Annotated in this window: 15 protein-coding genes; 8 read left to right on the plus strand and 7 right to left on the minus strand. The window is 71.5% G+C overall.

The features are described from left to right. Positions 1-151 precede the first annotated feature (151 nt). Positions 152-1342, plus strand: a complete 1191-nt coding sequence (locus tag ACFVH2_RS19100; protein WP_378428361.1) for a PucR family transcriptional regulator — start codon at positions 152-154, stop codon at positions 1340-1342. 34 nt (positions 1343-1376) lie between these two features. Here ACFVH2_RS19100 and ACFVH2_RS19105 read toward each other — a convergent pair whose 3' ends face one another. Both ACFVH2_RS19105 and ACFVH2_RS19110 read right to left on the minus strand, forming a co-directional pair. Beyond that, on the minus strand, positions 1377-2915 hold the full coding sequence (locus ACFVH2_RS19105; RefSeq protein ID WP_378428359.1) for an acyl-CoA synthetase: 1539 nt from the start codon (positions 2913-2915) through the stop codon (positions 1377-1379). A gap of 87 nt (positions 2916-3002) precedes the next feature. Continuing rightward, positions 3003-4619, minus strand: a complete 1617-nt coding sequence (locus ACFVH2_RS19110; protein ID WP_378428399.1) for an AMP-binding protein — start codon at positions 4617-4619, stop codon at positions 3003-3005. 342 nt (positions 4620-4961) lie between these two features. Here ACFVH2_RS19110 and ACFVH2_RS19115 point away from each other — a divergent pair, with 342 nt between their 5' ends. After that, positions 4962-6098 (plus strand): PucR family transcriptional regulator, encoded by a 1137-nt coding sequence (locus ACFVH2_RS19115; RefSeq protein WP_378428397.1) that lies wholly within the window; start codon positions 4962-4964, stop codon positions 6096-6098. A gap of 126 nt (positions 6099-6224) precedes the next feature. Further along, positions 6225-6779, plus strand: coding sequence for a nuclear transport factor 2 family protein (locus ACFVH2_RS19120; protein ID WP_378428356.1), 555 nt, complete (start codon positions 6225-6227; stop codon positions 6777-6779). 57 nt (positions 6780-6836) lie between these two features. Here the strand turns inward: ACFVH2_RS19120 and ACFVH2_RS19125 are convergent, their stop codons facing one another. Continuing rightward, complete coding sequence (locus tag ACFVH2_RS19125; RefSeq protein ID WP_378427273.1) at positions 6837-7835, minus strand: MBL fold metallo-hydrolase; 999 nt, start codon at positions 7833-7835, stop codon at positions 6837-6839. A 131-nt stretch (positions 7836-7966) separates the two neighbouring features. Further along, positions 7967-11209: a protein kinase gene (locus ACFVH2_RS19130; RefSeq protein ID WP_378427271.1), complete on the minus strand. Its 3243-nt coding sequence runs from the start codon at positions 11207-11209 to the stop codon at positions 7967-7969. A gap of 267 nt (positions 11210-11476) precedes the next feature. Here ACFVH2_RS19130 and ACFVH2_RS19135 point away from each other — a divergent pair, with 267 nt between their 5' ends. From ACFVH2_RS19135 to recD, 5 genes are all read left to right on the plus strand, one after another. Further along, on the plus strand, positions 11477-13075 hold the full coding sequence (locus ACFVH2_RS19135; RefSeq protein ID WP_378427269.1) for an alpha/beta hydrolase: 1599 nt from the start codon (positions 11477-11479) through the stop codon (positions 13073-13075). After that, positions 13072-14625, plus strand: a complete 1554-nt coding sequence (locus ACFVH2_RS19140; protein ID WP_378427267.1) for a serine hydrolase domain-containing protein — start codon at positions 13072-13074, stop codon at positions 14623-14625. The genes ACFVH2_RS19135 and ACFVH2_RS19140 overlap by 4 nt, the downstream gene beginning before the upstream one ends. Before the next feature lie 107 nt (positions 14626-14732). Continuing rightward, a complete protein-coding gene (gene recC / locus ACFVH2_RS19145) occupies positions 14733-18011 on the plus strand; it encodes an exodeoxyribonuclease V subunit gamma (protein WP_378427265.1) in 3279 nt (1092 codons plus the stop codon). Positions 18012-18013: 2 nt separating this feature from the next. Continuing rightward, entirely contained in the window at positions 18014-21340 is a 3327-nt protein-coding gene (locus ACFVH2_RS19150) for a UvrD-helicase domain-containing protein (protein ID WP_378427263.1), read from the plus strand. Further along, positions 21337-23223: an exodeoxyribonuclease V subunit alpha gene (gene recD / locus ACFVH2_RS19155; RefSeq protein ID WP_378427261.1), complete on the plus strand. Its 1887-nt coding sequence runs from the start codon at positions 21337-21339 to the stop codon at positions 23221-23223. Before ACFVH2_RS19150 ends, recD begins: the two co-directional genes overlap by 4 nt. A 15-nt stretch (positions 23224-23238) precedes the next feature. Here recD and ACFVH2_RS19160 read toward each other — a convergent pair whose 3' ends face one another. The 3 genes from ACFVH2_RS19160 to ACFVH2_RS19170 all read right to left on the minus strand — a co-directional run bounded on the left by ACFVH2_RS19160 (position 23239) and on the right by ACFVH2_RS19170 (position 25424). Continuing rightward, on the minus strand, positions 23239-23769 hold the full coding sequence (locus ACFVH2_RS19160; protein ID WP_378427259.1) for a hypothetical protein: 531 nt from the start codon (positions 23767-23769) through the stop codon (positions 23239-23241). A gap of 149 nt (positions 23770-23918) precedes the next feature. Beyond that, positions 23919-24689 (minus strand): hypothetical protein, encoded by a 771-nt coding sequence (locus tag ACFVH2_RS19165; RefSeq protein WP_378427257.1) that lies wholly within the window; start codon positions 24687-24689, stop codon positions 23919-23921. 153 nt (positions 24690-24842) lie between these two features. Beyond that, positions 24843-25424 carry a hypothetical protein gene (locus ACFVH2_RS19170; protein WP_378427255.1) on the minus strand — a complete coding sequence of 194 codons (582 nt, stop codon included), beginning with the start codon at positions 25422-25424 and terminating at the stop codon, positions 24843-24845. Positions 25425-25775: the final 351 nt, after the last annotated feature.

The raw sequence follows: 25775 nt of genomic DNA on the forward strand, positions 1-25775 counted from the left end.
GCGGGCCGGACCCGCCGGGTCTTCTACTGTGATCCTCGTCGCATCGAGGGGTGGTGCGCCATGGGCGAGCGGCGCCGATGTGGGCGAGCCGTTTGTGCCGTCGCACAAACGGCTGTGGCGTGGATCACCTCCGGGTGGCTATCCTGGGTGGATGGTCGTCAGCCCCGACATCGCTCCTCCCACGCCCGCCGACCTGCTCTGCGAGATGCGCGCCTCGGTGGACGAACTCACCGACGAGCTCGTCGCCCGCATCGTGGCGGCCGAGCAGGACTACGCCGACGCCTCACTGCTGACGCCGGAGCAGCTGCGGTCCGCGTGCCGGGACAACCTGTCGTCGATGCTCGCGAACCTCGACGGCACCGCGCCGGTCCGGCTGGAGTCGGCTCGGGCGGCGGGGCGGATGAAGGCCGAGCAGGGGGTGTCCTTAGCCGCGCTGCTGCACGCCTTCCGGCTCGGTGGCCGGCTGATCTGGGAGGAGCTGATGGCTCGCTCGGACGGTCGCGCGAGCAGGTGGCTGCTGGACATGGCCGCGCAGGTGTGGGCTCTGGTCGACGTCTACTCCGACGCCGCCTCCGATGCCTACCGGGTGGCGGCCGACGTGCGCGCGCGGGAGGACGCGGAGGCGCGGCGCCTGCTGGTCCGGACGCTGTTCGCCGACCACGGCGCCAACCCGGCCGGCGCCGCGGACGCGGTGCGAGCGTTCCGGATTCCCGACCGGGCCGCCTTCGCGGTGGTGTCCGTCGAGGACGCGCCGTCGTGTCCCTCGGCGGAGGCGCTGCAGTCCGAGCTGCGCACGGCCGGCGTGGACTCGGTGTGGGACACCGAGGTCGACGGCCGCATCGGACTGCTGTGGGCCGGGACGGCGGCCACGCTCGACGCGGGCGTCCGTGCGCTGGGCCGGCTCGGGGCGGGGCGTGTCGGTGTGAGCCTGGACTTCGGCAGGCCGGGCGGCATCGGCGAGGCGGTGGACCAGGCCCGGCAGGCCCGCCGGTGTGTGCTCGACGGCGCGGCGGCGACGCGATACGACTCGGTTCCGGTGCCGCTGTTGATGATTCGGCAGCCCGATGCGGGTCAGCTCGTCGCGCGGCAGGTACTCGGGCCGGTGCTCGCGCTGCCGTCCGGCGACCGCGAGAGCCTGCTGACGACCCTCGAGGCCTGGTTTGCCGCGCGCGGGTCCACCACCGCGGCGGCGGCGAGGCTGCACTACCACCGCAACACGGTGCTCTACCGGTTGCGCCGGATCCAGGAGCTGACGGGACGCGACTTCGCCGACCCGGTCCACGCCGCCGAGCTGTACGTCGGCCTGTGCGCCCACCGGCTGCTCGGGGCCGGCCGGGACTGACCGCGGCAGCGACGGTGGGGCGACACGGCCGCGCTTACCCGCGTGCCGCCGGTTGCTCGGCCCGCAGCTCACGCTTGAGGAGCTTGCCGCTCTGATTGCGCGGCAGCGCCTCCACGAACCGAATCTGCTTGGGCACCTTGAACGGCGCGATCCGCTCCTTCACGTACCCGATCAGTGCCTCGGCCGTCACCGGGTCGTGGTCCTCGCGCAGCACGACGACCGCGGTGACCGCCTCGATCCACTTCTCGTCCGGGGTGCCGACGACCGCGACCTCGGCGACCGCCGGATGGGTGTAGATGGCGTCCTCGACCTCGCGTGAGGCGACGAGGATGCCGCCGGTGTTGATGACGTCCTTGATGCGGTCGACCACGGTGATGAAGCCCTCGGCGTCGCGGGTGACGAGGTCGCCGGAGTGGAACCAGCCGTCGCGGAAGGCCTCCGCGGTCGCCTCGGGGTTCTCCCAGTAGCCCTGGCACAGCTGCGGCGACCGGTACAGCACCTCGCCGGCCTCGCCGTCCGGGACGTCGTTGCCCTCGGCGTCGACCACCCGGGTCTCGACGAAGAACACCGCGCGCCCGCACGACGACGGTCGGGCCTCGTGCTCCTCCGGCTGCAGCACGGTGGCGAGCGGCCCGATCTCGGACTGGCCGAAGCAGTTGTAGAAGCCGAGATCCGGGTACCGCTCGCGCAGTCGGTTGAGCACGGTGACCGGCATGATGGACGCGCCGTACTGCGCCTTCTTCAGCGACGACAGGTCGCGGGTCTCGAGATCGGGATGGGCGGCCAGCGGCACCCAGACGGTCGGCGCGAGGAACAGCGAGCCGATCCGGTCGGCCTCGACGCGGCGCAGGATCTCCGGGATGTCCGGTGTCGCCATCAGATTCACGGTCGCGCCCACGGAGAGGTAGGGGAGGGTGAACACGTGCATGCCCGCGGAGTGGTACAGCGGCATGCAGATCAGCGGGTTGTCCGCAGCGGCCAGGCCCAGTGCGATCACCGAGGAGACGTACTCGTGCACGAGTGCGCCGTGGGTCATCATGGCGCCCTTGGGCTTCGAGGTGGTGCCCGAGGTGTACAGCAACTGGGCGAGGTCGGTCGAGGCGGGCGCGGGCGGCAGTGCGGGAACGGGACCGGCGGCCGCGCGGTCGAGCAGGGAGCGGTCGGCGTCGCGCAGGGGCAGCACGTGCTCGACGGTGAGGTCGGGCAGCACCGAGTCCAGGGTGGCCGCGAGCGCCGGGTCGACCAGCACCGCCCGCGCGCCCGACTGCGAGACCAGGTACCGCAGCTCGTCGCCCTTGAGGGCGTAGTTCACCGGGACGTGCACCAAACCCGCTCGGGCGCAGGCGAGGAAGGCGATCGCGTACGCGTCGGAGTTGGTGCCGTACGCGACGACGCGATCGCCCGCCCCGAGCCCCAGCGCCAGCAGGTGTCCGGCGGCGCGGGTGACCGCGTCGTCGAGCCGTTGGTAGGTCCAGTCGCGACCGTCGAAGGTCAGCGCGGTGCGGGTGGGGTACTTGGCGGCCGAGCGGCGGAGCACTCCGTCGACTGTGTTGGTGCGCGGATCCTGACTCATGGACGTCAGGTTATCGGACGTCCAACTATTGCGGTAGGGGTTGCTTTTCCGCGCCGATTGTGACCCAGGTCACGCCGCCGTGGCCGTTCATTCCGGTCGCCGGCCGAACCGCTCGTACTCGGCCCGCAGCGCCGAGAACGCCTCGGCGTCGGCGAGGACGTAGTCGGTCGACTTCGCATCGCCGAGATAGATCGGGTCCGCGACGAGCCAGGAGTCGCGCCGCAGCGCCGGCTTGTCGATCTTGCGGGTGGCGGTCACCGGCAGGGTCTCGGTGATGCGGACGATCCGCGGCGCCCACTTGACGCCGAGATCGGGCTGCTCGGCGAGGAACCGCCCGAAGGCGGCCGGATCGAAGTCCGCTCCCTCGTCCATCTGGATGGTGGCCATCACCCGGTCGCCGGTGCGCGGGTCGGGCACCGGGTACACCGCCACCAGGCGGATACCGGGGAAGCGGGCCAGGATTCGTTCCACCGGTGCGGCGGAGAAGTTCTCGCTGTCGACCCGGATCCGGTCGCCCGACCGGCCCGCGAAGTAGAAGAAGCCGTCCTCGTCCCGGTAGCCGAGGTCGCCGGTGCGGTAGGCCGCGCCGTCGATCCGCTCCGCGGTCGCCTCGGGGTTGTTGTAGTACCCCTCGAACATGGCGGCGCCGGTGGTGTTCACGATCTCGCCGATCGCCTCGCCCGCGTTGACGAGCGCGCCGTTCTCGTCGAACACGGCGCGCGGGCATTCGCGTCCGCCCCCGTCGTGGATCTCGACACCCATGAACTCGGGTGCCCGGCCGAGCGCCTGCGGCGGCGAGTCCGGGGTCAGGCTGATGATCACCGCGCCCTCGCTCGAGCCGTAGCTCTCGACCGGCCGAACGCCGAATCGCCGCTCGAACTCGTCCCGGTCGCGCGGTGCGGCCTCGGTGCCGAACACCGTGCGCAGCCGGGTGTCTCGCTCCAGCGGCGACTCGGGTGCGCTGAGCAGGTAGGCGAGGGACCGGCCGACGTAGTTGAAGAACGTCACGCCGAACCGCCGGACGTCGGGCAGGAACCCGGAGACCGAGAACCGGCGCTGCATGGTGAAGGTGGCGCCGGTGAACACCGAGGGCGCCCAGCAGGCCATGATCGCGTTGCCGTGGAACAGCGGCATCGCGTTGTAGGTGACGTCCGCGCGGGTCAGCGAACTGTGGTTGATCGCGCCGAGTGCCGCGAGCCGGCCGGTCGTGCAGATCACGGCCTTCGGCGCGCCGGTGGACCCGGAGGTGAACGTGAGCAGCAGCCGGGTCGACGGATCCGTCGCCTCGGGTGCGACGGTGATCGGATCATCCAGCGCAGCTTCCACTTTCGTGGTCCACGCCGGATCGTCCACCGAGATGATCCGCTCCGGGGCCACCCCGGTGTGGAGGCCGTCGAGCAGGGGGCGTTGCTGCGGATCGGTGAGGACGAGGTCGCAGTCGACGCCGCGGATGTCGGCGGCCAGCTCCGCGCCCCGCCGCGTCGAATTGATGCCGATCAGGGTGGCCCCGGACAGCGCGGCGGCCCCGATCAGGAAGATGTACTCGGGCACGTTCTCGAGCAGCACCCCGACGTGGAACTGCTCGCCCGGCCGACGCAGGGCGGACAGCGCCGACGCCCGGGCGTTGCACTCGCGCACCACCTCCCGCCACGTCCAGCGCTCGTCCTCGAACAGCAGTCCGGGGTGGTCGTCCTCGGCACGCATCAGCAGGATGTCCGCGAAGGTCATGCGGCGTGCCGCCACGACATCGGGTGTCAGCCGGGGGATCTCGGAATCGGAGTGTGGCGTTGCAGTGTCGGGCACGGTTGCTCTCCTCGGGGGTCGTTGCCGAATCCTGCTCCAGGACGTGGCGGTGTCGCACCCGACACGCGTCGACTCTTCGGCGCGCCGTGCCCGACGAACGTATCCGGACCGGGCTCGCGGTCGGCGGTGACATAGTTCGTCCGGGGGAGTGAGATCCTGCTCGGTACCGGGTCGCGGCACGCCCCGGTGCCGAGCAGAACACGACGAAACGGTGGACCACCATTGAGCAACGAGCAGCTGAGAATGTCCGGTCTGGGGTCGGACTCGGTGTCGGTGCTGCGGATCATCTCGTACTTCGACGCGTTGGGTGAGTCCGCGGCGAACGCGGACACCATCGTCCGGTCGGCAGCCCTGCTCGCCGAGTGCCCGGTCGGTGCGCGATGGGCGGCCGGCTCGGTCATCAGGTACGACGCGCTGGGCGCGCCGCTGGACGAGTCGCGTCCCGGGTCCTCGGCCGGCTCCGATCCCGAGGTGTGGCTCGAGCGGGCCGGTGCGGAGCGTCCGCTGGACTCGGTCCTGCTGGACCGGCTGCGGCACACCCTGCGGGTGGCCGCCGCCCAGTCCGCGGGGGTGCGGACGGTGTCGCAGATGGGCGATCCCGCGCTGCTCGAGGTCGTGCTCTCGGACAAGGAGCGGCGTGAGGACCGGCTGCGCGCGGTGCAGTTGCTAGGGCTCGATCCGGCGCAGCACGTCCGGGTGCTCGCCGTGTCGGCGGTGTCGATCGGTCCAGCAATGGAACTGGTCTCGCAGGCCTGCCCGGGGCGGCTGGTCCGCTCGGTCGCGGCGGGGAACCTGACCGCCGTGCTGCTGCAGGACGCGTCGGACAGCCGCACCCTCGCGACGGAACTGCACGCCGCGATCGCCGCCCGGTACCCGTCGCCGTCGCCGTCGACCATCCGCGCCGATCGCGGGCCGTGGGTGGGGATCGGCGAGCGCATGAGCGTCTACGCGGCGCCCGCGTCGTGGAAGCAGGCGCGGCGCGCGCTCCGCTTCGCGTCGTCCACGCTCTACGGCCGCCGGGCGGTCGCGTACGCCCCGTTGAGTTCGCTCCACCTGCTGGCCGAGCTCCCGCTCGAGCGTCTGCTCAACGATCCGGATGTCGCCCGGCTCAACGCGTTGGCGACCTCGGCCACCGGCGAGCAGGAGGTCGCCACCCTCGAGGCGTTCTGCGTGTTCGGGTCGCTGCGCCGCACCGCGGCCGAACTGCACGTCCACCACAGCACGGTCGCGGCGAGGCTGGCGCACCTCGAGGCCGAGATGGGCTGGAACCTGGAGGAGGCCGTCGACCGGTTCATGGCGACCCTGGTGCTGATGATTCGTCGGATGGCGCTGACCTCGACGGAGTTGGCGGCATCCGAGGTCTTCGGGCCACAGGGCTGAGGCGTGCTCCCGACGGTCGGCGGGAGAACTCGCGGAAATGGTCGACGCTTGTCGGGTGAGACCGCGGTGTGTCCTGGGTCACCATCTGAGGGACCTCGATTTCCCCCTGCAGACAGGACACCGGACATGGCCGTCATCGACCCCACCCGCACGTGGGAGCTGCTCGAGCAGCGCCTCGCCGTCACCACCAGCGAGCGTCAGCGGGTGGTACTCAACGCCGTGATCACGCACATGAAGGCGGAGGCCGAGCCCGACCTGGACGGTCTGATGGCGACGCTGAGCCCGACGCCCGACTACCACTTCTGGAATGACGGCCAGGACGTCGGTCCCAAGGGGACCGATGTCGTGCGGGCGTACTACGCGGCCTTCGTCGAGTCGCGCTCGAACGTCCTCGAGTACGCCATCGACCGGCTCGTGGTCGACGACGACTGCCTGGTGACGGAGGGTTTCCTCAAGCAGATCTACCCGGGTTCGTACGCGGCGCAGATCGGGATACCGGTCGACGACGAGTCGGCCGACTACCTCATCGTGTTCCGGCAGCTGATCCTGTGGCCGGTGGACGAGAACGGGCTCATTCAGGGCGAGGACTCGTACCACTCGGGTCCGAGCAGCATCACCAAGCTGTCCTTCGACGAGCTTCCGCAGGAGTACATCGACCTGGTCCACACGCCCGCGACCTGATCGCCGAACCCCGGTCCGTGGCCGGTCGTTCCTGTGGAACGGCCGGCCACGGTTCGGCTAGCGCCGCGCGAACACCGCCGGCTCGTGGCCCGGCACCTGGGCGACCTGCTCGCGCGCGACGAGGTGGCGCAGATGCGCGGCCGCCTCGGACAGCGCCATGCCCTTGGCCATCGGGTGGAAGTTCTCCCACGGCCGGTACCACTTCATCCGCTGCGCGACCTCCCACACGGTGATCCGATCGTCGCCGAACGCGTCGAGCAGGTGGGTGAGCCGCTCCTCGTGGTGGTCGATCAGCTCGCCCGCGCGGCCGGCGACGTCGTCGATGGGCAGCCCGTGCGCGCCGAGGCCGCGGGTCACCTCCATCGACTGCACACGTCGCAGCGAGTCCAGGAACTCGGCGAGCGCGTCGCGTTCCTCCAGCGGGTAGACGAAGTTACCGACGTGCGGGGTGGTCTTCTGCAGCACGTGGTCGCCGGTGAACATCACGTCCGCGTCCTCGAGGTAGAAGCAGGCGTGCCCGGGGGTGTGGCCGGGAGTGAAGACGACCCGCAGCCCGCGGCCGGTCAGCGCGATCACCTCGTCGTCGGTGAGGATTCGATCGGGAGTCGACTCCGGGCCGGCCGGGGCCTTGCCCTTCGCGACGGCCTCGAATGCGTCGAGGTCCGCCTGCGCGGCGCCCGCGCGGATCAGGTTTTCCTTCTGGTCCGCGAGCCAGGCGTCGTCGCGGCTGGTGGACATCTTCGCGAACATGTCCATGTCGTCGGCATGCATCGCGATCCATGCCCCGGACGCCTCGCGCACCCGCCCGCACAGGCCGGTGTGATCGGGATGGAAGTGGGTGAGGACGACGCCCTCGACGTCGGAGATCGAGTGCCCGACGGACTCGAGTCCGCCGGTCAGGCCCTCCCAGCCCTCGTCGCCGTCCCAGCCGGCGTCGACGAGGACCAGCCCGCCAGGCGATTCCATCGCGTAGACCAGCGTGCTGCCCAGGGGGTTGTGCGTCATGGGAACGGAAATCTGGAAGATGCCATCACCGATGGCTGCCGCGTCGACCATCTGACTACCTCGAAACTAGTGAAATTGGTTTCAACTCTTTGAGAACATCCTTACCGGACGTCCTCGAGGCGGTCGACACCCGGTCCCGGGCAGCGGAACCGATCGCGGTCGCGGCCGTCGTCAGGCCGAGGTCACCCCCGGTTGCGTTCGACGACCCATGCGGCGACCTGCGCGCGCGACGTGAACCCGAGTTTGGTGAGGATGTGCTCGACGTGTCCCTCGGCGGTGCGCCGCGAGATGACCAGTTTCGCGGCGATCGCGCTGTTCGTCAGCCCCTGCGCGACGAGATCGGCGACCTGCGTCTCGCGCCTGGTCAGGCTCACCGCACTCGCGTCGGTCGACGGCCGGGCGGGTTCGGAGGACTCCGACAGCGCGTAGGCGACGGCCTTTCCGAAGCTCATCGACAAGCCCTTCCGGTACGCCGCGTCGTATGCCTTCGACCCGAGCGTGCGCCGGACCCGCGGTTCGAACTCGTCGTGGTTCGCCTGCATGGTGGGCAGTGCCATCTGCGGGAGGCGCCCGACGTGCCGCATCGCCTGCGCGGCGCCGAACAGCACCGCGCACCGGGTGGCGTCGCCGTCTGACGCGGCGATCCAGGCCATGCATTCGAGGGCCGGAGCGGACCCGTAGGCGTCGCCGATCGTGCGGAGCAGCGTCAGCGCCTGCTTCAACAACAGTGCTGCCCGCACGCGGTCGGCGGACCAGACCGACACTCCCTGGTTGCGCAGGGACAGGGCGCGGAAGACGAGTTCGCCGCGCGACTCGGTGATGCGCAGGACCTGGTCGAGGCATTCTGCAGCTCGCTCGGCGTGTCCCAGCAGTCCGTGTGCGAGCTCGGCGCCGATCAGGTTGATCGTGCGGAGCAGGGTGGCATCGGGCGGGCAGAGGGCGAGTGCCTCGTCGAAATATGCTGCTGCCGCGGACATGTCGGTGTACATCGCACGGTTGCCGGCGGCGTAGAGGACCAGTACGTCCGAGACCGTGTCGTCGACCTCGGCCACCGCCTCGCGTGCCTGCTCGAGCAGTGAGTCGGCCCGGTCGCCGTGGCCCTGGATGCCGATGAGGACGATGCCGAGGGACGTCGCCTTGATCCACTCCCTGCCCCGGGGCACGCCGTCGACGGCGAGCGCGCGTGCGATCCAGAGCGCACCCTCGTCGACCCAGCCGCTGGCGAGCCAGAACGGGTACAGCGCGCCCGACAGTCGCAACCCCGCGACCGCCTTTCCGGTCACGGTCACGCAGGTGTTCAGTGCTGCGCGCAGGTTCTGCTGGTCCAGCTTCAGACGGGTCATCCAGTCCAGCTGGCGGGGCCCGATGAACTCCTCCTCCGCCCGCACCGCGAGCCTCACGTACCAGTCCCGGTGCCGCAGCCGGATCCGTGAGTGCTCGCCACGTTCCTCGAGCTTCTCGAGGCCGTACTCGCGCAGGGTCTCGAGGATCCGGTACCGCGATTCCTCCCGGATCAGGATCGACTTCTCCACCAGCGACGCGATCAGGTCGAGCAGCGCTCCCGGGGCCAGGCCCTCGCCGCAGACGTGTTCGACCGCGGAGAGTTCGAACGTGCCGGCGAAGACCGACAGCCGTGCCCACAGTTGCTGTTCCTCCGGTGTGCACAGGTCGTAGCTCCAGTCGATGCACAGCCGGAGCGTCTGCTGGCGGGACGGGGCGATGCGGCTGCCGCGGGTCAGGAGGGTGTACCGGTCGGTGAGTCGCTGCAGGATCTGTTGGGGTGACAACGCCTGCAGTCGCGCGGCCGCCAGCTCGATCGGCAGCGGCAACCCCTCGAGTCGATGGCAGATCCCGGCCACGGCGGCCATGTTCTCCTCGGTCACGGCGAATCCGGGAAGTACGGTCGCGGCGCGTTCGGCGAACAGGGTCACCGCGGCGAAACTGGGCAGACCGTCGAGGGTGAGATCGCGGTCGGGACTCGGGACGTCGAGTGACGGAACGCGCAGTGTCGCTTCCCCTCCGATGCCGAGCGGCTCCCGACTGGTCGCGAGGATTCGTACCTCGGGACACCCCCGCAGCAGGGTCGCGGTGAGTTCGGCCACCGCGTCGATCACGTGCTCGCAGTTGTCCAGGACGAGCAGCACCTGTCGGGTCGCGAGGTACTCGGCGAGGATGGTCTCGGCCGGGTCGGGCGAGAACGCTCTGATCCCGAGCGTGGTGGCCACGACGTGAGCGAGCAGCGATTCGTCGTGTAGTTCACCCAACTCGATCAGCCACGTGCCGTCCCGGAACGCGCGTTGGACACGGGTGGCGATCCTGATCGCGAGGCGCGTCTTCCCGACGCCCCCGATGCCGGTCAGTGTCACCAGCCGGGCGGTCGAGAGCAGCTCCTTCGCCTCGGCCAGTTCGGTGCGGCGGTTGATGAAGCTCGTCAGCTCCGAGGGCAGGTTTCCCCTCGTGCCGAGCGTGGACGAGCCGGTGTCCGGCGGGCGCTCCCGCGCGGCGGCATCCGACTTGGACGGCGCCCGGTTTCGCAGCGCCATGTCGTCGACCGGCAAGCCGTGACGGAACTGGATCTCGCGCAGGCTCTCGCCCAGGCGTGCGGCGGACTGCCGGTTGCCGGGGTCGCTGGACATCGCGTTCTCGATCGCGGCCGCGACATCGTCGGGTATGTCCAGTTCGCGCAGGTTCGGAATGGGTTCGTTGGTGATGCGCAGGAACTGCGCCACCACCTGCTCGCCGCTGCGCCGCGCGAACGCCGCGTGGCCGGTCAGTGCGCAGAACAGCGTGGCCCCGATGCCGTAGACGTCCGCGGCGGGAGTGGGTGGTTCGCCGCTGAGGATCTCGGGTGCGGTGAAGGCGGGGGTCGCGGTGAAGGCGCCGGCCGTGGTCTGGAATCCGCCGGAGACGTGGGCGATGCCGAAGTCGGACAGTGCGGGCTCGCCGTAGTCGGTGAGCAGGACGTTCGCGGGTTTGATGTCGCGATGCAGGATGCCGAGCCGGTGCGCCGACTCGACCGCGCCGGCCAGCTTCACCCCGAGCTGCAGCGTCTCCTCGAGCGGCAGGGGGCCGTGGTCACGGATGCGGACGTCGAGCGAACCGTGTTCGCAGTAGGGCATCACGAGATACGGGTGACCGCCGGCGGTGGTGCCGACCTGCAGGACGTTCACGATGTTGGGGTGCCCGGTGAGCCGACCCATCGCTTGTTGTTCCCGGACGAACCGCTCGCGGTTCTCCTCGTCGAACGCGGCCGTCAGCACCTTCACGGCCACGGTTCGGTCCAGGACGTCCTCCGTGCAGCGGTAGACGACGCCGAAGCCGCCCCGCCCGATCTCACTCGCGTCGGTGAAGCCGGCGGCATCCAGTTCCGATGTCACCGACGGGGGAACCCCGCGCTGAGTCACGAACGGATCGTCATCGACCATCGGTCATGCCGATCCGTCGCGGTGGTCGCGTCCTTGGCGATTGCGGCACGGCACTCACCTCACAGGCAGATCCCGAAACGTCGTGGCCAACCGGGACCCCGCCGGTCAGGTTCTGGACCTCCATACTGCCACCCGGCGGTTCGGTGTGCGCACCACCGAGCGGTTCGACCGGGGGGATCAGGCCGCGTCCGGGGTGGCCCGGCAGGCGACGTGTATCTCTCGGCGAATTCGTTCAGTGGCCCCGCGGCCGGTGCGACAATATCCGCTATGGCGATCGCCGGATTCGTCCCGAAGCGCCTTCGATCGTCGCGGGGCGCCCGCCGCCCGCGAATGGGCGGGTTCTCCCTCGCATTGACTGTTGCGCTGGTGTGTTCGGCCTGCGGTGGGCTCGGTTCTCCGGGCGATCCGACATCGGCGACGACCGCCATGCATCCGCCGGCGCAGTTTGTGGAGGGTCCGTGCCCACCCACGCCGGAGCCGGTGCCGATGCTGGAGAAGGCCCGCTGTGGGCAGCTGGTCGTGCCCGAGAATCGGAGCACGGCCGGCGGGCGGTCGCTTCGCTTGGCGGTCGCGATCATTCCTTCGGAAGCGCAGCCTCCCGCCGCCGATCCGATCGTGTTCCTCACCGGTGGCCCGGGAAGCGATGCGATCCTGGCGCCTCCCGTCCCGAGCGATGTGGGCCTCAACCGCAACCGTGATCTGATCCTGCTGACGCAGCGCGGGGACCATTCGTCACAGCCGGCGCTGACCTGTCCTGAGATCGAGGAGTTCTACGCGCGCCGGGTCGGTTTGGTGTACGGCGCAGCATCCACCGGCGATCTGTACGTGCAGGCGGCGAAGGCGTGCCGCGACCGCCTCGCTCCCGTCGCCGATCTCGCGGCGTTCAACTCGACCGAGAGTGCCTACGATCTCGTCGACCTGCGGAAAGCGCTGGGTATCGAGCAGTGGAATGTGTATTCGCACTCCTACGGCACCGACCTGGCGCTGATATACATGCGTCAGGACGCCCAGGCGATCCGGTCGGTGACTCTCGACGGGGTCACGCCGCCGTCGGTCGCCAGTCCGGGCTGGACGTGGAGCAGTGCGAAGGAAGCCTTCGACGCCATGACGCAAGCCTGCGCCGCCCAAGCCGAATGTCAGGCGCGTTATCCCGATCTGGCGGGGACATTCACGAAGCTGGTCAATCGGCTCGAGCAGCACCCGGTCACGACCACGGTGGATGTGCCCGGAGTCGGAGACACCACGGTGGTGCTCGACGGCAATGCGCTGCTGAACTGGTTCGTCCCCGTGGCCACGCACCTTCCGGCCGAGTTTCCAGCCGCGGTAGACGAACTGGCGCACGGCAATCCGCAGCGGATCGCACAACAGTGGGCCGCAGCCTGGGTGCATCCCGCCACGGTCGGAATGTTCGGGTGGGGTCTGGCACTGAGCGTGTGGTGCAGCGAATGGGTCCCGTTCGAGTCGACCGACGACCAACTCCGCAAGGCGCAGGAGGCATTCCCCGCGTTTCCCGATTCCGTCCGGGCCCATGCGCCGCAATTGCCGTTCCTGCGCGAAGCCTGCGCCGCATGGGACGTGCCCAAAGCCCCCGAGTCCATCCGATCGGTCACCGAGAGCGCCGTTCCGACGCTCGCCCTGTCGGGCAGCTTCGACGGACAGACCGGGGCGCAATGGGGAAGTTATGTGGCGCAAACGCTTCCGCGAGCCACCGTGGTGTCCGTTCCCGGCGTCGCGCATGGGGCGTACACGGATCCGTGCGCAGCCCGGGTGGTCGCGTCGTTCTACGACGATCCGGAGGCTCCCGACACCAGTTGCGTCAGCTCGACACAGCCACCGCCCTTCGACATCATCCCGCCCTTCCCGTGAGCGTCGAGTACCGTTCGCCGGACGCCCGAGGGGTGTCGCGTCGCGCCGTGCTCGGCGGGGCCGTGGCCGGTGTTGCGGTGCTCGCGTTGGAGGGGTGCTCGCCCCGGCCCTCGTCCGTGCCCGGAACGACCGGTCCGGCGACCGCGAGCGGCGCGGCGTTCGACGAACTCGATGCCAAGATCGACGCCGGCATGAAGTCCTACGGGATTCCCGGGGTCGCGGTCGGCGTTCTGGCGAACGGTCAGGAGTACGTCAAGGGGTACGGGGTCACCAATGTCGACCATCCCGCGCCTGTCGACGGCGACACCGTGTTTCGGATCGGATCCACCACCAAGACCTTCACCGGCACGGCGATCATGCGATTGGTGGATCAGGGCAAGGTGGACCTGGACGCGCCGGTGCGCCGTTACCTGCCCGACTTCGCCGTCGCCGACCCGGGAGCGAGCGCCACGGTCACAGTGCGCCAACTCCTGAACCACACATCGGGCTGGTTGGGCGATGACCTGCAGGACTTCGGGCGCGGCGACGACGCGCTGGGCCGCTACGTCGCGTCGATGGCCCGATTGTCGCAGCTGACTGCCCCGGGCTGCGTCTTCGCCTACAACAACGCCGGTCTGGTCGCGGCCGGCCATGTCATCGAGGTCGTCACCGGTTCGTCCTACGAGGCAGCGGTGCAGGACCTGTTGCTGGATCCACTCGAACTGAGTCACACGCGGTTCTTCTCCGACCAGATCATCGGCCTGAACGTTGCCGCGTCCCACAATGTGGTCGACGGCAAACCCGTTGTCGACACCGGGTTCTGGCCGTTCCCGCGCAGCTGCAACCCGACCGGTTCGTTGATCTCCAGCGTGCGGGATCAACTGCGTTACGCACGCTTCCACCTCGGCGACGGTACCGCGCCGAACGGCACCCGGCTGTTGAGTCCGCCGGCGCTCCTGGCCATGCGCTCCAACCCCGGCGCGGGCGGCACGCTGCAGGTGGAACTCACGGGCATGGGCGTGGCGTGGATGCTGCGCCCCTCCGCCGAAAACGAAACGATCGTCCAGCACGGTGGAACGTGGCAGGGCCAACGCTCGGGGTTCTTCATGGTGCCCAGCCGCAACTTCGCCATGACCCTGCTCACCAACTCCGAGGGCGGCGCGAAGCTGACCACCGACCTCTTCGCCGACGACTGGGCCCTACGCCGATTCGCGGGTGTCAGCAACCTCCCCGCGACAGCCCAACGTCTCGACGCCGCCGATCTCGCACCCTACGAGGGGCGATACGTGGCCGAGCAGATCACCGAATCCGGCGGCCTGGACAAGGCAGTCATCGACTTTCGCGGCAGCAATGGTCAACTGCGCGGCATCGTCAGCGACGCGGCCGATGCCGGCACCAACCCCGACGAGGACACGAGCCCACGACTGGGCCTCGCGTTCTACCGGCACGACTTCGGGTTGGACCTCGGCCCGGACGGCGCACCGGTCGGCACCCGATCCGACTTCGTCCGCGACCCGGACGGGAACGTGGCGTGGTTTCGCAGCCACGGGCGCTTGTACAAGCGACAGTAGACGGAGGCGTCCGTCCACGCCGCGGTGCCGTCGGAGCGCTGTGGTAAGCCTGTCGCACGTCGACCTCCGCCGGTCGGCGCCCACGCACGGCGACAGGGGGAACTGGGTTGCTGACGCTGCACCGGGCCGAACGCACCGACACGCTCGCGACCGCGCTCGCCGGCGTGCTCGCGACCCCGCTGGCGGACCCCTTCGCGCGCGAGGTGATCGCGGTACCCGCCAAGGGCGTCGAACGCTGGCTCACCCAACGCCTCTCGCACACGCTCGGTGCGGCCGTCCCCCGCGACCGGGAGGTACCCCCAGGGGACGGGGTGGCGGCGAACATCGAGTTCCCCTCGCCGTCCCGGCTGGTGGCCGAGGCGCTCGCCGCCGCAACGGGGGTGAGCGCGGACGACGACCCGTGGGAGACCGGCCGGGTGCTCTGGACGCTGCTGGCGGTCGTCGACGAGAGTCTCGACGAGCCCTGGTGCGCGGTGCTGGCCCGGCATCTCGGGCACGGCGCCGACGACTACCGCGCCGGTCGCCGCTACGGCACCGCCGCGCACCTGACCGAGTTGTTCCGCAGTTACGGGGTGCAACGTCCGGCGATGCTGGTGGACTGGGCGGCCGGACGCGACACCGACGGGGCCGGCGGACCGCTCGACGACGACCTGCTCTGGCAGGCGCGGTTGTGGCGTCGGCTGCGGGAGCGGATCGGCGGCCCCAGCCCGGCGGAGCGGCTCGCGGGTGCCTGCGACCGGCTGCGCGCCGAACCGGCACTCGTCGACCTGCCCGCCCGGCTGTCGCTGTTCGGGCCCACCCGGCTGACCACCGACCAGCTCGCCGTGCTGGCCGCGCTCGGCGCGAACCGCGATGTGCACCTGTGGGTTCCGCACCCCAGCCCGGCGATGTGGTCGACCCTCGAGGGCGTCGATCCGCCCGCGACCCGGGCGCTGGACGAGAGCGCGCTGTCGGTGCGAAACCCGCTGCTGGCCAGCCTGTCCCGTGACGTCCGTGAGCTGCAGGCGCGGCTCGCCGGGCTGGGGGTCGAGGACGTCCGTCACGACGGACCGCCGGCTCCGACGACCCTGCTCGGGCGGCTGCAGGCCGACATCGCCGCCGACCGCGTGCCCACGGAGGCCGCGGCGCCGGACGGCTCCGTGCAGGTGCACTCCTGCCACGGCCCGGCCCGCCAGGTGGAGGTGCTGCGCGAGTGCCTGCTGCACCTGTTCGCCGACGATCCGACCCTCGAACCCCGCGACATCCTGGTGATGTGCCCGGACGTCGAGACCTACGCCCCGCTGATCCGGGCCGCGTTCGGTCAGGACGTCCTCGGACATCCCGGCCACCGGCTGCGGGTCCGCCTCGCCGATCGCGCTCTGCACCAGACCAATCCGGTGCTCGCGGTCGTCGGGACGCTGCTGCGGCTGGCCGACGCGCGCCTGACCGCGACGCAGGTGCTGGACCTGGCCGCCGCCGACCCGGTGCGCCGCCGGTTCCGGCTGCGCGACGACGACATCGAGCGCATCCGTGGCTGGGCGGTCGCGGCGGGCGCCCGTTGGGGCATCGGACCCCGTCAGCGCGGCGCCTACGGGCTCGACGGGTTCAAGCAGAACACGCTGGGCGCGGCGATGGACCGGATCCTGCTCGGCGCGGCCGCGGACGAGTCGGAGGGCTGGCTGAACCTGGCGCTGCCGCTCGACGACGTGGACAGCAACGACATCGACCTCACCGGCCGGCTCGCCGAGTTCGTGGACCGGCTGGACGTGGCGCTGCGCGGGCTCGCCGGGCCGCAGCCCGCGACCGAGTGGGCCGCGAACCTGGCCCGCGCCCTCGACCTGCTCACCGACGTCGCCGCGGCCGATGCCTGGCAGTCGGCGCAGGCGCACCGCGAGCTGGCCGAGGCGCTCGAGCACGGCGACCGGGCGGTGCTGCGGCTCGCCGACGTCCGGTCGATGCTCGCGACCCGCCTCGCCGGGCGCCCGACCCGCGCGAACTTCCGCACCGGGGAGCTGACCGTCTGCACCATGGTGCCGATGCGGTCGGTGCCGCACCGGGTGGTGGTGCTGCTCGGCCTCGACGACGAGGTGTTCCCGCGCGGCTCCGGCGTCGACGGCGACAACGTGCTCGCCCGCACACCCCTTCTCGGGGAACGCGATCCGCGCAGCGAGGACCGCCAGCTGCTGCTCGACGCCGTCATGTCCGCGGGCGAGAAGCTGCTGCTGCTCTACACCGGGAAGGACCCGGTGAACGGCTCGCACCGGGCGCCGGCGATCCCGCTGGTGGAGCTGCTCGACGCGGTCCGGGCCACCACCGGTGCGGCCTCGTACGCCGAGGTGGTGACCGAGCATCCGCTGCAGCCGTTCGCCGCCGAGAACTTCCGGCCGGCCGCGCCGTTCAGCTTCGACCGGGCCGCGCTCGCCGGCGCGCGGTCGCTGCGGCGCCCACCCGTCGCGGTGCCTGCCCTGCGGGATGCGACGTTCGAGCCCCTCCCGTCCGGGCCGGTGCAGCTGGCGGACCTGATCGCCTACCTGGCCAACCCCACCCAGGGTTTCCTCAAACAGCGTCTGGGACTGCGGATCCCGGAGCTGGACGAGGACATCGCCGACGCCCTCGACCTCGAGCTCGACCCGCTCGTGACGTGGGGCGTCGGGCAGCGGATGCTCGACGCCCGGCTCGCGGGCGCGGACCCGAACGCGGTCCGGGACGCCGAGTGGCGCCGCGGCACCCTGCCGCCGTTCGAACTGGGCAAGAACGTGATGAACCGGGTCGTCAACCAGGTGGAGGCGCTGGTCGCGGCTGGGCGGGAGGTGCACGCGGGCCCCGCCACCACCGTCGACGTGGACGTCGACCTCGGCGGACGCCGGCTGACCGGCACCGTCGGCGGCGTGCGCGGCGCGGTGATCGCGAGCACCGGCTACTCGAAACTCGCCGCCAAGCACCGGCTCACCGCGTGGGTGCACCTGCTCGCGGCCGCCGCATCGGACACGACTGATCGAGACTGGCGAGCCGTCACCATCGGCCGCGGGTCGGGCCGGGACCCGGTGGCACGCTCCACCCTGATCGCCCCCGCCGACGCCCGCGACCAGCTCGCGCGCCTGGTCGAGCTGCGCGAGCGCGGACTGTGCGCCCCGCTGCCCATCGGCACCAAGGCATCCGCGCGCTATGCCGCGGTCCGGGCCGGTGGCCGACCCGTCGAGCAGGCGCTCGCCTACGCGGAGAAGGAGTGGGGCGGCGAGTTCGGTGAGTGCCACGACCGGCACATCGGCTTCGTGTACGGCCCCGCGTCCGGCCTGTCGGTCCTCACGCGCGAGGCCGCGGACGGCGAGGAGCCGACCCGGTTCGGCGCGCTCGCGCGGGAGATCTGGGATCCGCTGCTCGCCGCCGAGACCCTGGAGAGGCAGTGACGATGACGAAGCCGATCACCGCGTTCGAGCTGCTCGGCCCGCTCCCGAAGGGCACCACGGTGCTCGAGGCCAGTGCCGGCACCGGCAAGACGTACGCCATCGTCGGGCTGGCGGTCCGCTTCGTCGCCGAGGTCGGCGTCGACCCGTCGGACCTGCTGCTCGTCACGTTCAGCCGGGCCGCGACCAAGGAGCTGCGCGAGCGGACCCGGGACCGGTTCGCCTCCGTCGCACGGGCATTGACCGACCCGTCCGTCGTCGACACGGACCCGCTGGTCGCCCACCTCGCGGCCGGCAGCGCCGAGGAGGTCGCGACACGGATCCGGCGGCTGCGCCAGGCCCTGTCCGACTTCGACGCCGTCACCATCGCGACCACGCACAGCTTCTGTCAGCGGGTGCTCGACGGCCTCGGCTTCGCGGGCGAACGCGACCCGGACACGGAGATGCTGGAGGAGGCCACCGACATCCGGGACGAGGCGATCGGCGACCTGTACCTGCGCACCTTCGCCCGCGACGCCACCACGCCGATGACGCCGCCGCTCGCGCGCGCCGCCGCCCGCAGCGCCGTCTTCGACCCGCACGCCGCCCTCGCCCCGCAGAACGACGAGGGCACCGAGGCCGGCGAGGCCGTCGCGTTCGCCGCCGCGGTCCGCGCGGAGATGGTGCGCCGCAAGCGCTCCGCCGGGATCCGCGACTTCGACGACCTGCCCGCGCTGCTGCACGGGGTGCTGGCCGACCCGGTGCACGGCGAGGCCGCCTGCCGTCGGGTGCGCGATCAGTTCGCGGTGGTGCTGGTCGACGAGTTCCAGGACACCGACCCGCTGCAGTGGGGCATCCTCGCCCGCGCCTTCCACGGACACTCGACGCTGGTGTTGGTCGGGGACCCGAAGCAGGCCATCTACGCGTTCCGCGGCGCCGAGGTGCTCAGCTACATCGACGCGGTCGGCGCCGCCGACAGCTACCAGGAACTGATCACCAACTGGCGCAGCGACGCCGGGCTGCTCGACGCCCTCGCGCACCTGCAGGTCGGGGCCAGGCTGGGACACCACCAGATCGTCGTCAACCCCGTCGACGCCGCCGCCCGCGACCCGGAGCGGCGGCTGGCGGGCACGCCGCCGATGCGGCTGCGGGTGCTGCCCCGGTACGGGGCGGGGCGGCTGAACCAGAGCGGGATGCCCGCGGTGGGGCAGCTGCGGTCCCGGGTCGCGCGGGACGTGGCCGCGGACATCGTCGCGCTGCTCGACGGCGACGCGCGCCTGACCCTCGGCGACGGTGGGCCGCGGCCCGTGGCACCCGGGGACGTCGCGGTGCTCGTCAAGGTCAACAACCAGGCGCTGAGCGTGCACGCCGCCCTGACCGCCGCCGGCATCCCGTGCGTGCTCGCCGGGGGCACAAGCGTTTTCGTGACGCCCGCGGCGCGGGACTGGCTGTGGCTGCTGCAGGCTGTCGAGCAGCCGCACCGAGTGGACCGGGTGCGGCTGGCCGCGCTGACCCCGCTGCTCGGTTACACCGCCGCCGACCTCGACGCCCGCGGCGAGGAGATCGTCGGGACGGTCGGCGGTCAGCTGCGCGACCTCGCCGCGACCCTCGCGCGGTCGGGGTTCGCGGCGCTGTTCGAGCGGCTCGCCGCGATCGGGTCGCTGGAGTCGCGGCTGCTGTCCCGGCCGGCGGGGGAGCGCACCCTGACCGACCTGCGGCACATCGCGCAGCTGCTCAACGCCGCCGCCGTCGAGCAGTCCCTCGGCCTGGCGTCGATCACCCGCTGGCTCGCCGACCGGATCCAGGACCCTACGTCGGGTGGCCTCGACCGCAGTCGCCGGCTCGACAGCGATTCCGCGGCCGTGCAGATCTCCACCGTGCACGCCAGCAAGGGGCTCGAGTACCCGATCGTCTACCTACCGTTCGGCTGGGATCCCGGTCGCAGGCCGAGCCCGGACACCCTGCTGCTGCACGACGACAGGGGCGGGCGGATCCGCGACGTCGGCGGCCCGAGCGGCAACGGCTACGCCGAGCGGCTGCGCCGGCACCGGGAGGAGGAGGCCGGCGAGGAGCTGCGGCTGCTGTACGTCGCGCTGACCCGGGCCAAGTGCCAGGTGGTCGCGTGGTGGGCGCCCGGCTTCACCACGGCAGGCTCGCCGCTGCACCGAATGCTGCTGGGCCGCAGCCCCGGCGGCGCGGAGGTCCCGGCCACTGCCGCGGTGCCCGACGACTCGGTGATCGCGTCGAGGCTGACGGACTGGGCCGCCGCCACGAACGGCCGGATCGGGGTGGAGTTCGTCGGCCCGGACCCGATCCCGGACGCGATGTGGGCCAGGGCGGGCGAGGCCGAGGGCGAGCTGGACGCCGCGCGGTTCGAGCGGCAGCTGGACGCGGCGTGGCGGCGGACGTCGTACTCGGCGCTCACCGCGTCCGCGCACGACGCGCCCGGGGTGGGCAGCGAGGTGGAGGACGAGGGCAAGACCGACGAGCCCGCCGAGCCGCCGCCGTTGGCCGTCGTCGAGTCGGCCGGGCCCGGGCTGCCGTCGCCGATGAACGGGCTGCCGGCCGGCGCGATCTTCGGCACCCTCGTGCACGCGGTGCTCGAGGTGGTCGACACCGCCGCGGGCGATCTGGAGGCGGAGCTGCTGCGCTGCTGCGAGCAGGAGGTGGGGGTCCGGCTGTCGGAGGTGGATCCGGCGGCGCTGGCGGCCGCGCTGCTGCCGGTGCTGCGCACGCCGCTGGCCGACACCGGCCGCACCCTCGCCGCGATCGCGCCGTCGGACCGGCTGCCGGAGTTGGAGTTCGAGATCCCGCTGGCGGGCGGGGACACCCCCGCGGCGGCGACGGTGATGCTCGACGGGCTGGCCGGGCTGCTGCGCGAACACCTGCCCGAGGGCGACGCGCTGGCCTCCTACGTCGATCACCTGGCGACGCTGGAACCGACGCCGCTGCGCGGGTACCTGACCGGCAGCATCGACGCGGTCCTGCGGCTGCCAGGCCCGCGGTTCGTGGTGGTGGACTACAAGACCAACCGGCTCGCGCCCGGCGACCTGACCACCGACAACTTCACCCGCGAGGCGATGGCCGCGGAGATGATGCGGGCGCACTACCCGCTGCAGGCGCTGCTGTATTCCGTTGCCCTGCACCGGTACCTGCGCTGGCGGCTGCCCGGCTACGACCCGGCCGTGCACCTCGGCGGCGCGCAGTACCTGTTCGTGCGCGGCATGGTCGGCGCGGACACCCCGGCCGGCTGCGGCGTCTTCGACTGGAATCCGCCCGCCGCGCTGGTGACCGGGCTGTCGGACCTGCTGGCCGGGATCGGGACGGACGAGACGACGGGGGTGACGGCGTGACGGACGTGCGGGTTGCGCAGCGAGGCAAGGGCGCGCTGCGCGAGTTCAACGAGGCCGGGGTGCTCGTCGCGGCGGACGTGCATGTGGCGCTGCGGCTTTCGATGCTGGCCGGGGAACAGTCGGAGGCGGTGCAGCTGGCGACGGCGCTGGCGGTGCGGGCGGTGCGGCTCGGCTCGGTGTGCCTGGACCTGGCGCGGATCCGGGAGGTGCACCTGGACGAGGCCCGACTCGACGACAGCGGCGGCGACGACGGTGCGGCGGTGGACCTGGCGACGCTGCCCTGGCCGCGGGACGAGGACGTCGCGGCCGCGCTGCGGGCGAGCCCGCTGATCGTCGGCGGCGTCGCCGGGCCGCTGCGACCGCTGCGGCTCGTCGAGTTCGACGACGGCGGGGGCGACCTGCTGTACCTGGAGCGGTACTTCCGGCAGGAGGAGACGATCCGGCGGGTGCTCGACGAGCGCGCCGGCCTGCACCCGGTGGTGGACGAGGACGCGCTGTCGCGGGGTCTGGCGGAGCTTTTCGTGGACCGCGACGGCAGTCCGACCGCGGCCCCGGACCGGCAACGCGTCGCCGCGGCGGTCGCCGCCACCCACGCGACGTCGGTGATCGTCGGCGGTCCGGGCACCGGCAAGACGCACACGGTGGCGCGGGTGCTCGCGCTGCTCACGCGTCAGCCGGGACCCGCGCCGCGGATCGGGCTGGCCGCACCGACCGGCAAGGCCGCGGCGCGGCTGCAGGAGTCGGTGCTCGATCAGGCGGACGAGCTGGGCCTGCCGCGGGACGTCGGCGCGATGACGCTGCACCGGATGCTCGGCTCGATGGGCGGATCGCGATTCCGGTTCAACGCGTCGAACCACCTGCCGTACGACGTGATCGTGGTCGACGAGACGTCGATGGTGTCGCTGACCATGATGTGCCGGCTGCTCGAGGCGCTGCGCCCGGACACCCGGCTGGTGCTGGTCGGCGACCCCGACCAGTTGACCTCGGTGGACGCAGGCGCGGTGCTCGCCGACCTGGTGAAGCGCCCGGTGACAGGGGCGCAGAACCCGGCGCTGGCCCGGGTCGTGGGTCCGGACCTCGAGGCCGTCGGCGGGCCGGCCGAGGAGTCGTTGAGCGATGGTGATCGGGACAGCCTGCGGGGTGGGGTGATTCGGCTCAGCCGCGGTCGGCGGTTCGGCGGGACGATCGCCCGGTTGGCGGATGCCGTGCGCGACGACGACGTGAACGAGGTGCTGGCGATCCTGCGGGACGGGTCGGACGAGGTGTCGTTCGTCGGCCCCGACGAGCTGGCCGCCCTGCGAGCCGACGTGGTGAGCACCGCCGCCGCCGTCACCGAGGCCGCGGTCGCGGGCGATGCACGTGCGGCGCTGCGCCATTCGGAGACGCACCGGCTGCTGTGCGCGCACCGCGCCGGGCCGCACGGCGTGCAGAGGTGGGCGCGGCAGGCGATGGACTGGATCGGCGACGCCACCGCGACCCGCCTGGACCCGGAGCGCTGGTACCCCGGGCAGCCGCTGCTGGTGACCGCGAACGATCACGAGGCGGGAATCTACAACGGCGACACCGGCGTCGTGGTGCACCGCGAGGACGGGACCTTGGCCGCCGCGTTCGCCCGCGGGCAGGAATCGTTCCTGCTGAACCTGAGCTATCTGTCCGCGGTGCAGACCGTGTACGCGATGACGATCCACCGCAGTCAGGGCAGTCAGTACGACACGGTGTCCGTCGTGCTGCCGGGGGAGGAGTCGGCGCTGCTGACGCGGGAGCTGCTGTACACCGCGATCACCCGGGCCCGGAAGCGTGTGCGGATCATCGGAAGTGAGGACGCGGTGCGGGCCGGGGTGGAGCGGCAGGTGTTGCGGGCGAGCGGGCTGCAGCGGGGGTAGGGACCGGCGAGGCCGTCAGTTCGACGCGGTCGCGCGCAGTTGCCGGAGCGACTCGGCGGAGGTGCCGAGTTCGGCGACGATCGCGCTCCACGAGTGGCCGGCGTCCCGCGCCGCGGCGAGGCTGGCCGCGAGGTCCTTCTCGGCCTGGGCGTGGGCGCGCGCGGCGGCGCGGAGCACGGCGAGCGGCGTGGGCTCCAGGTCCTCGGGCTCTACCTCTGCCTCGGGCTCTACCTCTGCCTCGGTCTCGGGCGGTGATTCTGGCTCGGACTCGGACTCGGACTCGGATTCGGGCTCTGGCTCGGCCTGGCCGTCGGCGACGGCGTCGGCCTGTGCGTCCGCATCCGCGTCCGTGGCGTCGGTGGTGTCGGCCGCCTGGTCGGCGTTGTCGGCGTTGTCGGCCTTGGCCTCGTCGGCCTCGTTGGCCGCGGTGGTGTCGGGCAGGTCGTCGGCCTCGATCAGCTCGCTCCAGTCGGCCGGAACGTCACTCTCGAACCGCTGGGCGAACTCCGCGGCGCGGTCGAAGATTTCTTGGGTCGATCGGTTCAACTGGGGGCACCTCGGGAGTACGGGTCGGCAACGTCGCGGGGAGAGAAGGCGCATTCGTGCCGCGTTGACCACGGTGCCGACGTCCTGTTCGGTGGCGCGATCGCGATGACCGTCCCCGACCCCCGCCGCAAAGTTACCCTGCCCCCGCGTCAGAACAGCGTGGGCTCCGCCAGCGCCCCCTGCCGGGCCTCGCGCAGTCGCGCGCTCCACCGCTGCACGAGCCACATCTCGATCAGTTCGGGGCGGGTGTTCGCCTGCGCCGCCCAGTCGCCCAGCAGGGTGACGTACCGGTCGTAGCGGCGGAGGGTGAAGCCGCTGACCGACGGATCCTCGAGCCAGCCCTCGTGGATCAGGGTGGAGACGCCGTACTGGTCGATCAGCTGGGCCCGGCCGCTCGACGTGCCCGCCTCCACCGCCCACAGGTACGACGCCAGCAGCGACACCCCGACGCCCGGCGTCTCGGGCCAGCCGGACCACGATCCACTCGCGGCGTTCGGGAGGGAGCGCTCGCGCGCGCAGTGCTTCAGGACGGCCCGGATCCGGGCCAGCGGGTCCTCCCCGACGCGGGCGTGCGGGTTGACCACGTCGGGGAAGCGGCGCTTGAAGCGGCGGTGAGGGTGCGCGCCCTGCCAGGCGGCGCAGAGGAACAACAGCCCCAGGCTGTCGTCGTCCGAGTCGACGAGGTCGCTGCCGCGGCGAAGGTCGTTGCGCTGCACCACCGCGATGCCCTCGGTGACGATGCGTCCGTCGAGATCGCGTCCGCGCAGCCGAATCTCGTGCCGGGCCTGTGCGAGGTGCCCGTTCCACCAGTCCAGGTCGACCTGGGCGCCGTCGTCGAGGACGTGCAGAGGGTAAGACCGGGTGCGGCACCACTGCACGCACGCCTCGGGCGGCTCGAAACCCTCGTCACTCAGGTGCATGAGGGGAAGGATGCCAGGCCGCACCGACAGCTTGGTGACACGTATGACGGGCGTGTCACGCCAGTGGCTGCCGGAGTGGTGAATTGACCTGCGTTGCAACAAGGCCGGGCCGCCTCGTATTGGGGCGACCCGGCCTGGTCCTGTTACCTGGGGTTACTTGGCGGTGATGCCGAGGTCGCCGTCGGCCGGCTCGGCGTCGTGCCCGCAGGCGCAGTCGTCGCCGCAGCCGCCGCCACCGCACTCGCCGGCGTAGCTGTCGTCGTCGGCGTCGCAGTCGAGGCTGCCGCCGAAGCGGGCCGCGAAGTCGTCGTCGAGGTCGTGGGTGAGGTCGTGCACCTCGTCGATCAGGTTGAGCAGGTGCTGCGGCGCGAACGGGTCCGCGTCGAGGAGGGTGGAGACCAGCAGGTGCTCCTCGCTGAGCGTGAAGCGCAGCCGCGGCCACTCCTCCGACAGCTCGACCAGCTGGGTGGTGGCCTGCGCGCGGTCGCTGATGCCGGTGAGAATGGAGGACCACACGTGCAGCTGCGGTCCGTCGTCGGCGACCGTCACGTAGACGGCGAAGCCGTGCACGGGGATCGCGATGTCGCCGTCCTCGTCGGTGTCCGGCTCGGAGCCGAGCAGCTCGGCGAGAGTGCGCACGCACAGCGAGTGCAGCTGGTCGCGCTCGTCGGTGACCACGGCGAGGGCGCCGTCGATCCGAAGCGGCTGGTCGTCGGTGGTGTCGTGGTCGGTCATCGGGTCCTCTGTCCTGCGCGGGGATGTGTGCGGGTCCACGGTAGCGCGGGGGAGTGACAGGGGGTTGTCGGGCGGGTGATTGACCGGTGACAACGGAGGCGTGAATCCCGGGAGGGTGGTGCTGTCGGTCGACACGGCCGGAACGGGCTTGTCAGCCCAGTGCTCGTCGGTTGGATACACCGATATCGCGAGCATCGACAGGTAAGGATCTTCTCGCATTCAACGAGTAGTGGGCTCGGTTCCCGGCGATATCGGTCGCCCGATGGGATATGGATGACCGTGGTTTGTTGAGGTGACTCGGCGGATTGTTCGCCGGACGGCTTCGGATAGCCTGCCATTTGTCGAGTGGTG

The organism is Rhodococcus sp. NPDC127527 (assembly GCF_042672245.1).
Classification (GTDB): Bacteria; Actinomycetota; Actinomycetes; order Mycobacteriales; family Mycobacteriaceae; genus Rhodococcus_G.